The organism is Lactococcus sp. KTH0-1S (assembly GCF_052544945.1).
Genome location: NZ_CP195165.1, coordinates 1296495 through 1310070 on the forward strand (window position 1 = coordinate 1296495; position 13576 = coordinate 1310070).

A 13576-nucleotide genomic window follows, 5' to 3' on the forward strand; every position below is an offset into this window, starting at 1 on the left:
CTTGTGTAATGTTTAAGTTACAGCTTATCACACAAGCGTTTTCATGTCAATGCATTTCAAAACTGTTAAAACATATATATTTCAATACTATTTTAGACTATTCATTACATTTAGTGCTTATGCCGTCATTAACTTTATCTATTGTTCACTTTACCCCTTTTATTCTTAATGGTAAACAAATTAATTAATTTATTGCAATTTCTAATTTGTAGTAAAAAAAAGTTTCTCAGTTTGCTCTGAAAAACTTTTTTACGATTTAACAACATTTAATTATCATTATATTACACGCTACTAATGTGCAAGCATTTCTTGAGCAATCTCAAAGCCCGTCAACTTTTTCGGATAATAAGTTGGCCAATTTTCTAATTCAGATAAAACTTTTTCTTGGCTCTCTCCACCATGGAAAATATGAAAATGACTTGTCTTTACGGGGCTAATATTATGATCACTAAATTGAACATATTTAAATTCACCAGCTTTGGGATCATTTGATTCAAATAAATATCGAACCCCTCGGTTTCCTTTACTATAGTTTAGAATTTTGAAGCCTTTATATTGATATGTATAGCTCTCTTTTACCCCATTTTTAACGAAACTCATCGTTTTATCATCTATTAAAATTTGGTCAACATCCGTTTTATAACCCTTTGTGTAATAATCCTTATAGTCAGCAGCTGACATATCTTTATTAATCTTTGATTTAAGCTCAAACACTTGGTCTAATGTTCCATTTTCCAAGAGAGGATAGACTGATTGCCAATTTCCACTATAATCACTTAAGGAACGGTTTTTCACATCAGCATCAGAAAAATAACCATTGGCAACCGTTTTTACTTCTTTACTTTTCTCTTCTGCTTGAATGTCTTTTCCCTCAGTATCTGTTGTTTTCTTCAGGGCTATTAAATTTTGTTCCATAACTTTGATATAATTCCCGCCTTCTGAAAGTTCTTTCTTCGTCAAACTTTCTAATGGATTAAGCACCTCAACGTTTACTTTTGCTTCTTTGGCGAGTGTTTTGGCAAATTTATCATTAGCATTTTTTTCAAAATAAATATACTGAATACTGTTAGCTTCAACATATTTTTTTAATTCCCCCAATCTTTTAGCTGAAGGCTCTTTGTCAGGATTTAAACCTGCAATAGACACTTGATTAAGACCATAGTCCAATGCTAAATAGCGGAAAGCAGCATGTTGAGTCACAAAATTTTTCTGCTTAGCATCTTTTAGTTCTTCGCTGTATTTTTGATCAAGTTTACTTAATTTTTTAACATATTTTTCAGCATTTTCACTGAAAAGATTAGCTTGTTTAGGATAGAGTTTTTTTAATTGAGCTTCAATTATCTTTACTTCTTTAATCGCCATCTTTGGTGAAAGCCAAGTATGTGGATCATACTCATGATGATGATCACTTTCGTTTTCTGAGTGTTCATGCTCATCATCAGAACCTGGAAGTAAAACAATTTCTCTTGTTCCTTCGATGATCTTGGGCGATTTTTCTCCCAAAGTATTTTTCAACTTTCCTACCCAAGTTTCCATATTATCATTATGATAAACAAAAAGATCTGATTGATTAATTTTCAACATATCTTTTGCTGAAGGCTCATAATCATGAGGCTCTGTACCTGCTGGTACTAATAGTGATACTTCTCCAGCCTCACCCACAACATTCTTTGTGAATTCATAAACGGGATAAAAAGTGGTAACAACTGATAGTTTTGAACTGGCGTTTTTTTCATTTTCTTTTGAATTTGTATTCTGACAAGCAGCTAAAAATATTAAAGCCACTAATCCTAAACATACACTAATAATCCATTTTTTCTTATACTTGATTAAGTTCACTCTTAAAATCCTCCTAAAAATAATCATCTTTACTCATTTACTCTAGAGATAAATATCAAACCAGTTAGTAGTTGATTAACCGGTTAACTTTATAGTCAAAAAAATATTTAATTTCTATTAAATTTCACTTTTCAAAAGACACCTCCTTATATAGTTAACCAGTTAAGTATATCTAAAGTTTTATAATTTGTCAACCGGTTAAGTAATTTAAGTTTACAAAAAAAGACTTAATTACAAAGTCTTTTTAGATTATTCATTTAATTTCTTCATTGACCTGAAAGCACCTTTTTCAAATTTTCATTGATAACAGAGGTATCTTCAGGATGTTGATTGACTAATTCATTAGATTTAAAGATTGCGGCAGATTCAGGTGATTGAACTGCCTGTTTGATATGCGGATCACTTATCGAATTAATGTAATCTAATTCATCCTGCCACGCTTTTTTTAATTGAACATAGTATATATTTTCTGAGCTTTGTTGCCTACTACTGCTACTCAGTTCTGTTGAACTAGCTTGTTTTGTTTGATTCTCTTTGGAAGACTCTCTTATCAATTTTGTCGTACTTTGACTGCTATCTTTTGATGAACTATTGGTCTTACTGCAAGCCGTAACTGTAAAAGTATGAGTAGTGAAAGTATCCCAATAAAAAATTTTTTCATTCATCCTTCTCCTAATAAATATTTTATTAATTTTTATCTTCCTTAAACCCTAAAAGTTTCTCCATATTCGTATCAGTTAACAATTTTGCGAGCTCAAATCCTGTATTAATTTTTGAATAAATAGAACAAACTACAAAGATATTTTTGTTAGAAAATTTGACCATTTTTGATTGACCTGATGAGGCTGGAATGTGATGGTGACCATGAATGTCTCCAATAATATTAAAATCTTCGAATAAATCCAATATGCCTCTATGAGCACATTTATAAGATTTGTTATAGGAGCTGCTCTTTGGTGAAAGCATACTTAATTCATTAAATAATGGCGCATGAGAAACAATTACTGTTGGAATTTGTTTATCTTGAGCAAGAAGTCTTTTCAGTTCAATAGCAATAAAATTTTGCAGTTCTTTCTTTCGCTTTACAAGAGCCACTGGTATGGTTAAGCCAATATAACGTACTCCCTCATAAATCACCATTTCATTATTTAATATCTTCATTTTGGGATAATTTTGCGCTAACTCCTCTTTTATGAGTTCATAAAAGGAATTATCCCCTATTGGTAATTTTGGCCATGCCTGATCTGGGTCTAAAACTAAATCCTTAAACCATTCTTTTTCTCTAAAATCATCCCATTGACTTTTAGAAAAAATCTTTTGGTCTGAAAGAATATCTGATAGCTCATGATTTCCAATAACATAAATACCTTGTATTTCTGAATCCAAAACTACAGAATCAGAAATATTTCCTACTAAAATATTGAAGTTAGGATTAGAGAAAGGAAGTTTTCCATCCTGACTATCGATATCTGAAATAACATTAATTTTATTATTGTTTTCAGTGGAATGGACATTTTCAAAGTACTGCTCAAGGTCTTTAGGATTTTGACTATGTGCAACATAATTTTTCCGTAAATTCCTCAATTGATTACCCACATTTGATTTCAATAATGGTTTGGTCACCACTTCTTTAATAGGTTCAGCAATTTGAATGTTTTGAATTTCTACTTTAAGTGGGGCAGGAAGATTTTCTAAACCAACTTCCAAATCTGACTGACTTGAAAGTGCTAAATTCTTGCTTTGGTCAAGATAAACATTTTCTTTCGGTTCTTCATGATCAGAATCAAGCAAATGAACATTTTTACCATCCGTTGAAATCGGTAAATTTTGTGTCACTTCAACAACAAATTTCAAGTATTCTGCTAAATAAGGCGAGATTCCGGTTTTTCTATTTTCACTATGTAAGAATTTACCTGCCAAATTAGCAGAAAGAGGACCCGTTTCGTCATGTTGCATCATCCTTCCCAAGACTTGCATTTCAAACAAAGGGTCCGCAAAAATTTGTTGATAAGCCCGCTCAACTTCATTGGAATCAAGTGCAACTCTTTGTCCTGTTAATTGAAAAATAGATAAAGCCAAATATTTTTTTAGATTATTTTCATGACTTTCAATATATTTTCTTGTTTCATTCGGATGCAAAATTGCTTGAATGGAGGCTTTTTGAATATAATTTCTTCCCGTATCATAAGGAATTGCAGAGTAGATTAAATCCCCCTTACTCTCAATTGCTAAAGATTTGTGATTTAGATTATAAACTAATTGAAAATACTGGCTCTGATAAATAACTTTATTGACTGAACGACGACGATTTTCTGGATAAAGTTCAAATCGACCTTCTAATAAATTTTGACTGATTTCAAGATTATTTTGTTTGATTTCTATCGCAGTTTCTACGGTTTCTTTTCGCTCTTTAGAAATTTCATTTTTAGCCTTCAAGTCATCTAAACCCTTCTATTTTTTTAACTAACCTTAATAAATTTAACTCTTTAACATCAGTAAAATTTTATTAGATTTAATTAAAGATTATGTCCTGTTTTTATCTAAATCCATTATATCAAATAAACTATTTAAAAATGCTTGTAAAATCAATCGTATAAACTAAAAAATAGCTAGTATATCATACTAGCTATTTTTCTAAAATCATTGATAAATTTCCCGACCTTTTTCATCTGGAATACCAGACATTCGATAAAAATAAGTATTAACTTGATCTCGCCAATTTCTGGCATTTTCCAATTGTAGATTTAAGCGTTCGAGCACATTATTATAAGTTGGCTCATCAATTTCTCCAATCAATGTCTGCCAACTTTTAAGATAAGACTCTACTCGCTCAAAGCCTTCAAAATGCTGGTCATAAATGGTCTGAATCAATGTTTTTCCACTTTTTAAAAGTTGTAAATATTCGACATAATGGAAAAAGAGTAAAATTTCATCTGGAGTTTTACTTTTATCTTCAAAAATCTTGGCCACTTCCGAGGCATAAAGACTCGCATAGCCAGTTCCTGTCGCACTTGTTCGGTCAATACCAAGACCATTGCGATCTGCAAAATGATAGGCTCCCCAACGATCATACTCATAACCATTGACGGAAGGGCCATAGTGATAATGAGGAACCATCATTGAACCCACACCAAGTGGCGCATTGTAGAGTTCATATGTCCGATTAGAATCAATCATGAGCTCAAAAATCTCTTTTCCTACTTCTTCTTTTACTTCTGGAAAAGTCAATGCAATCCATTCTTGCAAAATCTCAGCTGCTGTCAAATCATTGGCCCAACACATTCGACCAAAACCATAAAAATTTGCTTGGGCTAGCTTGTTTCCACACCAATTTTCATCCATTCCCACGTTACCAATGGCTACAAAACCTGAGTTTGTCGCTATAGGAGAATTTACTCTGATTGTGTCCTTTGGCTGACCATAGTTATCAAAATGAATCATTTCTAACCATTGAGGAAGGACATAATTCAGATCAATTTGATGTCCTAAATACTCGGCCGTGATTTGAAATTCTATTAATTGATTAGTCTTTTTAAGTGCACCAAACAAGGGCATCAAAGGTTCCCTCACTCCAAAATCAATAGGACCAAATTTAATCTGTAAAATCACATTGTTTGCAAAATTACCATCAAGGGGCATAAAGTTTTCATAAGCTGCCTTAGCTCGGTCATTCTTACGATTCCGCCAGTCCGTTTGCGAATTATATACAAAAGTTCGCCAAATGACAAGTCCTCCATATTTTTCAAAAGGCTTAGCAAGCATATTGGCTCCGTCCGCATGATTTCGGCCATATTGATAAGGACCAGGTTCACCCTCAGAGTCTGCTTTAACAACAAAACCACCAAAATCAGGAATGACATTATAGATATGGTCAATAGTTTGTTGCCACCATTCAGACACTTTTTCATCCAAGGGATCTGACGTTTTTAGCCCACCAATCAATTTTGGTGCTGCCCAATTAATAGCTAAGAATGTCTTGAGACCAAAAGTCGCAAAAAGACTAGCAATCTCACCTACTTTTTCAATGTAAGGCGAGATAATCAGATTTGTTCCCAAAGCTCTAACATTCACATTATTTAGTGAAATTGCGTTAATTCCAATGGAAGCAAGAAAACGAGCGTACATTTCTAAGCGCGTGAAATCATTACGAAAAATATCTGTTCCAATATCTTTGACAGCAAAGGATCCTGTGTCTGTGTTATCATTTGAACCAAAGCGACCAAAGAAAATAGACTCACCAGCATAACCACGCTCAATAGTACCATCCACTTGGTCCCAGTGATTTATCATCCTCAAAGCTTGATTAGGTGCTGATTTTTCAGATAATTTGGCCCCTGTTAGTTTTAAACGCAAATAAGCATAAAATCCATAAAGCAAACCAACTGACGAAGCTCCAATAATCTCATTTTCTCTGATTTCATAAGCTTCTAAATTATCATCCAGATCACTTTTTACTGACAAGACCACTCTTGCTTTTGACTTTTCGCCTGTCAGTTGAAAGCCTAACCATTCACTGATTTCTGAGCGCAAACGAGGCGTGATTTTATCTTCAAATGCCATATCAACATAAAAAATCTCCTCGGTCAGCCGTTCTTTCAAGACTGAAGACTTCAGCCACATTTCATCAATCGTCATTTTCTCCCTTTCTTTCTAAACTTACGGTCAAATATCTTTAAAACCGACTTTTGCTCGTTTATCCCTTGAGTAATAGATATAAGCTTCATCATTAAGTTGAGTCCCCAAAAGCTCAGGAATCGATTTAAAAGTAAACTCCTCTTCTTGTAGGTAATCTAAAATAGCAGACAGAGCAAAAACATCAGCTTCTTGAAAATCATGCATCAAGACAATATCGCCGTCTTTAGCATTATGGATAGCTTCAAGACATTTAGCAGGATCACCATGATTCCAACTCATTGTATCCAAAGACCAACAGATTATCGGACGGTTAATGAGAGATAAAGTATGAGCATCACAATCCCCAAATGGCGGACGAACAGAATCAAAAGTCATACCTGTCAGTCGATAAAAGAGGTCATCAGTCTTTTTAAGCTCAGACAAAACTTCTTCTTCCGATAAGTCAGTCAAATGAGGATGACTATATGTGTGATTTCCAAAAGTAAAAAGATCATTTTCTACCGCTGCTTTCATAATTTCAGGATATTCTGCCATATGCTCACCCCAAATCATGAAAGTTGCTGGAATTTGTCGTTTAATGAGTTCATCATGCACCCAAAGCGTTCTTGCTCCCCAAGGTCCATCATCAAAAGTTAAGGCAATTTCTTTTGTCACTCTCTTCTCCTTTCATGACCATTCTTTTTGATAATTTCCAGATAAAGCAAGAAGAGCAAAAAGGTAAAGCAGATTATCATAGTAACGATACTTCCCTCTTCTAAGTTTCAAATTCCAGAAGTATTTGAGGTATTTCAAAGCTAAAGTGGAATCAAAATCATTGGTGACAAGCGAGGCTTGAGCTAAAGTTGACCAAAGACCAATCGGATGATGAACTTTTAGCGGTGGAAAGCCTTCCGCGGTCTGTTCTTCTTTCCTTAAAGGCTGACCATCAATTTTAAAAACAGGAATTTCTTCATCATTTTCAAGATAAGGCTCAAAGAATTTTTGGATATTTACGGCAATCTGACTTTGTCCAATCTCTTCGTGCTCCCAAAGCCAATCTAAGCCAATATTGGCAACTGTCCGATAAGCATCACTAAAGAAGGTCCAATGGCCATCAATATCATAAGGTTGTCCTTCATAATCTGCATATTCTGGTGTAAGTCCGGTCTTAGCATTTGCTGATTTAAGCCAAAACTTACGAGCTTCCTCTTCAGCTTTGAGAAAGAAATTCGAGTCTTCTGGATTGCCATATTTGGCATAAAGTTGATAGAAATGAGGTAAATGATAGGAAGGGTCAGTCATATGAAGATGAGCCACAAACTTAATATAAGTATTTTCCGATTCAAACATAGGATAGCCATCGTTATTTTCCCCTTTATGAACCATCGCATGGAGTAAAGCTCTCGCTTCATCCCCATATTCTTTGATTCTCCATCTCTTTTCAGCCAGTAATAATGCTGCCGCAAAATATTCTTCCCCATCTGGAGCCGGGCCGTCACTATTAGCTTGACCATTAGGTGCACAAGACCAGATAAAATATCCCTCGTTTTCATGACCCTTAGGCACTGTCATATAGGTTTTTACCCACTTCCATAACCGAGAAAACATTTCTGGTTTGTCCAACTGCAAAGCAATCATCATCCCATAAGACATTCCTTCCGTTCTGACATCATCATTGCCCGTATCAACAATATATGCCATATCCCCTACTTCAAAATAAATACGTTCAGGAGAATCTTGTCCAAAGAGTGTTTCAAAGACATTTTCCAATTTTTTATCTATTTCTTCTTTTGGTGCAACTTTTAGTAATAAGTTTTTCATGTTACCCCTTAACACCTCCGGCATTTCCACCACCTATAATAAAGCGTGAAAGGAGCAAGTAAGCGAGAATAGTAGGCGCAATTGCAATCGAAACGCCGACATATACTGCTCCCCATTCTACGACGTGACCACCACCACCATTTGCGGTTAATACCTGTATTTGCATCGGTAAGGTATATAGTTTTTGATTAGTAATCAAAATTAATGGCATCATAAAGTTATTCCAAGAGAAAATAAATCCAAAAATACCCATTGTTGCTAAACCCGGTTTCATCATTGGAAGCATAATTCTATGGAAGATTTTCAACTCGCTGGCACCATCTAATCTGGCTGAATCAGTATAATCTTTGTTATAAACTGTACTCATATATTCACAAAGGAAAAAGATGGATGCTGGCGCACATATTGCAGGTAAAATTAATGGAATATAATTATCAAGTAAATTTAACTGAATCATGAATTTATAAAAACCAATCATTGAAACTTGCCCCGGTATCATAATCAAAGCAATTATAAAACCATAGATTATTTTCTTTCCTTTAAAATCATAAGCCGTTAGTGCATAAGCTGATAAAGCTGAAAAATAAACAGAAATAGCTGTGGACGTAATGGAAATAAAAGCTGAATTTCCCATTCCTTGCCACATATTCATCCCATAACCTTTTAATATTTGTAAATTATGAGCCAAAGAACTTCCAGGTAAAAGCGATACACCTGAGGTAATTTGAACTAGAGAGCGCGTGGAATTCACTAACATATAAATAAATGGAATTAAACTTAATAAAGTCAGGATTCCAAAAAAGATATAAATCAATGTTCGACGCGCTCTTAATTGCTTACTCATACTTTTAGGTTCCATTATTCTTCACCTCCAATATTTACTCTTTCTCTAAATCCACGGAACATAAGAATAGAAACAACAGCGGAAATAATCAATAAAAGTACAGAGGCTGCTGAAGCCAAACCATAGTTACGATAAGCAAAGGCTTGATTATAAATAAAGATGGACAGAGTATAAACTCCATTTTGTGGGCCACCTTGGGTCATAATAAAAGGAATATCAAAGACCTGCAAACCACCAATAAAGCTGGTAACAAAGGTATAAAGTACAATTGGTCTCAGCAAAGGCAAAGTAATTCGTCTAAATATTTGAACATCACTAGCTCCATCAATACGAGCTGCCTCAAAGAGCCCTTCATCTATTGATGTAATCCCTGCAATATAAACAATCGAGGTTTGACCATACCACATCCAAAATTGAATGAAGATTACAATCCCTCTTGTCCCCCAAACCGATTGAAAGAAATTAAAAGGATGATTAATGAGATGCAGATTTTGTAAGAGTAGATTTGCAAGACCTGTTGGATAGCCAAATATCCCACCAAATAAGGCTGCAATAGAAGCTGCCATTATCATGTTTGGTAAATAAAATACTGTTTTAAAAAAGCCACTTCCTTTTAAATTTAGTTTTCTATTCGTCCACCAAGCTGCTAAAATTAAAGCTAAAAGCACTTGCGGAATAAAAGTAAAAATCCAAAGCATTACTGAATTACCGAGTGCTTTCATAAAAAGCGGAGTGCTTGTCAGTAATGTTATAAAGTTCTGTAAGCCAACATTAGTCGCATCTGAAAAAGATTGCCAACCATTCATACTGGTAAAACTAATCGCAATTGAATAAATCATTGGATAAAGTGTAAAAAGTAAAAATCCCACAAAAAATGGAATTAAGAAATAATAACCAAAACGATTATATTTCTCGAAATTTGATTTTTTCTTTCGAACACTCTTTTTAGTGTTTTCCATTTTATCTCCTTACTATAAAAAGAGAAGCAAACATAGTCCTTGCTTCTCTTATGTTTTCTAAATGTACTTATTTCACTTCAATATTAGGATAGGCAGACTTAACATCTGACTTGAATGTATCGAGTGCTTTAGATTTAGTGACTTTTCCTGTAGCATAAGGATTAACAACATCATTAATCCAAATTGATTGAATACTTTGGTCGTATTGTGTTTGATTTTTACCATTAATGGTATCTGCAACTTTTGACCAAACAGGATAAGGATTTTGTCCACCAATCAAACTGACCTTGGCATCTTTACCTTGTTCTTTATTGATTGCTTTCACTGAGCCAAAGTCATTTTGTGTTTTGACATCCCATGTTTGGAATTCTTTGTTTGTTCCCATATAAACAGCGAGTGCTGAAGCTGCATCAGCATTTTTAGAACCTTGAACTCCTGCAAGCCAAGTTCCACCCCACGAATAAGACACTGGCCCTTCTGTCACGCGCCATGCTCCAGCTGTATCTTTAGCATAGTTTTTTAACCAATAAAAGAGGCCCCAAGATGGCATTGCATAAGCCCCAATCTTGTTAGATGAAATTCCACCATACCAGTCAGGAGTTTGAGGAGTTGTATTTTGACACCAACCTTCTGAAACAGCTTCTTTCATCAAATCTAATGAATCAGTCATTGAACTATCAATTTTAAGTTTATTATCAATCACCCAACCATCTTTTCTTGCACCAATAACTGGATTATAAATTTCTTCAAGTGAGCTAAAAAGATAAGCTTGTCCACCAGATTTTTCTTTGATTGTTTCGCCAGTCTTCTTAATTGCATCCCAACTAGACAAAGCTTTCTGAGCAGAAGCTACGTCATTTGGAGCAATACCTAAATATTCTTGGAAAACATTAGTATTATAGTAGTAAGCCCCCGGAGCTGCTTGGTAAGAAACTGCTACTTGTTTTCCTTTGCTATCTTTCCCCATATCAAGCGTATATTGGTAATTCCCCTTGGCGGCTGAAGCAACTCCGTAATCTCCAAGATTTGTTAATTTACCTGATTGAACATATTTTTCAACAAAACCTGCATCTAACGCCACCATATCTGGCGCTTTATCTGTTCCCAAAACAGAGTCTAGTTTTGTTTGAAAGTTAGCATAGGGAACAACAACTTGTTTGATGGTAAGGTTTGGTTTTTCCTTTTTTAATTCATCAATCTGTGGTTGCATCGTAGTAAATGACCATAATGTAATAGTCTGTTTTTTGTTCAAATCAGCATTGCCAGCAGATTTTTTCGAACTACTTGTACTTGTACCACAAGCAACTAGGGTTACAGTTGCAAGTAAAGCAACAGAGCCAAGGCAAAGCTTTTTCCAATTTTTTGTGAGATTCATTTTGTTTTTCTCCTATTATGAGTTTTTTATTGAATATTTAATTCGAAGGGAGAAGCTGGATATCCCTCTTCATTCCAAATAAATGCTTGCGGAGCATTGCTCCAGTTGTACCTGATTTTCACATCAGGTTGAAGTGATAAGGTTGCAGGAAGCTCTAAAATAATTTGTTCCTCAACTTGACGATAGTCTCTTACTTTATAACTATGCCCTCCTTGAAAAAGTTCAAAATCCTTATTTTTCTCAACGTTAAATTTTTTTCCAAAAGTTTCAAATGAAAGGATAATGACATTCTTTTTCGCTTGTATAGCTTCTTTAGCAAGAGGACCTATACAATAACCATTTGGGAATAATTTAACATTATGATAAGCGTTTAATAGTTTATGAGCGACATCTTTTTTATTTAAAGGGTGGAGATCATCATCTTCTCCATCTCTGATTGTCACGACCATGGCTGTTCGTGATATTTTTAGCCCCTCTTTTTGTTCTTCACGAAGTCTTGCCCAATCTGCCTCTTTTTCAGTATCACAATTTGGTAATTGGACATAAAGAAAAGGTAAAGTTGGTTGCTTAAAGAGTTTTCGCCAACTTTCGATTAATTCGCGAAAACGTGGGCCATAATTTTGCGGACTACCTGCATCACTTTCACCTTGATACCAGAGAATAGCTGCAAACTTTAACTTTTGTAAAGGTGCAATCATACCATTATATAAACCAGTTGGTTCATAATTAATAAAGTATTCCTTATAACGTTCGGGTAATGTACTGCTTCGCCTAATTTTCCAGCCATGATTTAAATCTAAATGATTCTCTCCAACTAAGAGAATATGAGGCTTACTATGAGTAATTCCACCAGGAGCATTATAAATTTTAAGACGAATTGCAATCGTAAAACTTTTTGTTAACTTAGATATTTTGTAATTTCTAGGTGGATACTTGTAGTCAGTATTGCCTATTTTCTTTCCATTGACATAGATAACATCAGCATCAGTCATTATTCCAAAGCGTAGCTCTCCCATTTTTCCAATAAATTCGTCTGAAATTTGAAGTTTTTTTCTTAACCAAAGTGTACCTGGAAAAGTATATTTTTCAATCCAAGTCTCATTCAATGAAATTTCAGCCCAATTCCTATCATCAAAGTTAGGGTCTTGCCAAGATTGATGTAAACCTTCATCTGTTTCTTCGCAAAGTTTCTGATAATTGTCTTGATAGAACTTATCAAGATTTTGAATTTCTTTTAGATATTCTTTATTTTTTAAAGCATTATAGGATGGTGGAAGAGAATTAAATTTGGTTAAAGACTCTTCACTCAACCAAGCATTAAGCGGTGTCCCACCTGCTGCTGTAGCAATCAAGCCTATTGGTACACCATCTTCTAAAAATTTTTCTTTAGCAAAAAAATAACCTATCCCTGACAAATTCTTTAAATCTTCGCCAACTGCTCTTTTCCATCGTCCTGAGGTTAATTCTGTTTTAATGTTATTGAAAGAAGGTTCTTGTGGTACCTCAAAATAACGAAGCAAAGGATTTCTGGCTTGTTCTATCTCATCAGGATAGCGCGTTTTGAGACGTTCCATCCAAAGTTGCATATTTGATTGACCACCAAGTAGGAACACATCGCCAAAACAAATATCTTTGAGAACAATTTCTGCATCAACAGTTGAAACTTTAAAGTCAATGCTCTCACTTACTTCGTGTGCTGGAAGAATAATATCGAAATAACCTTTTTCATCAGATTTAGTTTTTAAAATTATCTCTTCATACGACAATATGACTTCCTGTTCTGAACCCGTATATCCCCAGAAACGGTTCTCTTGATTTCTTTGTAAGATTGCGCCATCTCTTAGAAGATATGGAATAAAGATAGATGATTTCATGGTTTATCTCTTTCGTTTGTTACAAAACTTATATACAAGTTTTTATCTAAAAATAAATATAGCGCTCTCATGGTTTGGTTTTCTGATTTTTCTTGCGATGTGAACTGGGAAATGTTGTGTTTAAGTTTGTTAGTAATGAAACATTAAAAACAAAAAGCAAGATAACTCTCGCTTCTTTTATTTTATTAGCATCTCTACCTTTAAATTAATGCTTGGGAACAGCGTAAGTTTCAATGGTTAATTGATCAAA

General features: G+C 34.4%; 10 protein-coding genes. All 10 read right to left on the bottom strand.

The features are described 5' to 3' along the window. Positions 1 to 291: 291 nt before the first annotated feature. On the bottom strand, positions 292 to 1866 hold the full coding sequence (locus tag ACRYLU_RS06350) for a metal ABC transporter solute-binding protein, Zn/Mn family (RefSeq protein WP_445080776.1): 1575 nt from the start codon (positions 1864 to 1866) through the stop codon (positions 292 to 294). Positions 1867 to 2105: 239 nt separating this feature from the next. Then, positions 2106 to 2504, bottom strand: coding sequence for a hypothetical protein (locus ACRYLU_RS06355; protein ID WP_445080777.1), 399 nt, complete (start codon positions 2502 to 2504; stop codon positions 2106 to 2108). A gap of 22 nt (positions 2505 to 2526) precedes the next feature. Next, on the bottom strand, positions 2527 to 4275 hold the full coding sequence (locus ACRYLU_RS06360) for a metallophosphoesterase (protein WP_445080778.1): 1749 nt from the start codon (positions 4273 to 4275) through the stop codon (positions 2527 to 2529). Between the two features lie 204 nt (positions 4276 to 4479). Continuing rightward, positions 4480 to 6474, bottom strand: a complete 1995-nt coding sequence (locus ACRYLU_RS06365; protein ID WP_445080779.1) for an alpha-glucuronidase — start codon at positions 6472 to 6474, stop codon at positions 4480 to 4482. 27 nt (positions 6475 to 6501) lie between these two features. Further along, entirely contained in the window at positions 6502 to 7128 is a 627-nt protein-coding gene (locus ACRYLU_RS06370; protein ID WP_445080780.1) for a polysaccharide deacetylase family protein, read from the bottom strand. 12 nt (positions 7129 to 7140) lie between these two features. After that, positions 7141 to 8274, bottom strand: a complete 1134-nt coding sequence (locus ACRYLU_RS06375; protein ID WP_445080781.1) for a glycosyl hydrolase family 8 — start codon at positions 8272 to 8274, stop codon at positions 7141 to 7143. Between the two features lies 1 nt (position 8275). Then, the gene (locus ACRYLU_RS06380) at positions 8276 to 9118 is read right to left on the bottom strand and encodes a carbohydrate ABC transporter permease (protein WP_445081378.1); all 843 of its coding nucleotides are present in this window, start codon (positions 9116 to 9118) and stop codon (positions 8276 to 8278) included. Between the two features lie 14 nt (positions 9119 to 9132). Beyond that, positions 9133 to 10077 (bottom strand): carbohydrate ABC transporter permease, encoded by a 945-nt coding sequence (locus ACRYLU_RS06385; RefSeq protein ID WP_445080782.1) that lies wholly within the window; start codon positions 10075 to 10077, stop codon positions 9133 to 9135. 67 nt (positions 10078 to 10144) lie between these two features. Beyond that, the gene (locus tag ACRYLU_RS06390) at positions 10145 to 11452 is read right to left on the bottom strand and encodes an ABC transporter substrate-binding protein (RefSeq protein ID WP_445080783.1); all 1308 of its coding nucleotides are present in this window, start codon (positions 11450 to 11452) and stop codon (positions 10145 to 10147) included. Positions 11453 to 11478: 26 nt separating this feature from the next. Beyond that, positions 11479 to 13326, bottom strand: a complete 1848-nt coding sequence (locus tag ACRYLU_RS06395; protein ID WP_445080784.1) for a sialate O-acetylesterase — start codon at positions 13324 to 13326, stop codon at positions 11479 to 11481. Between the last annotated feature and the right edge of the window lie 250 nt (positions 13327 to 13576).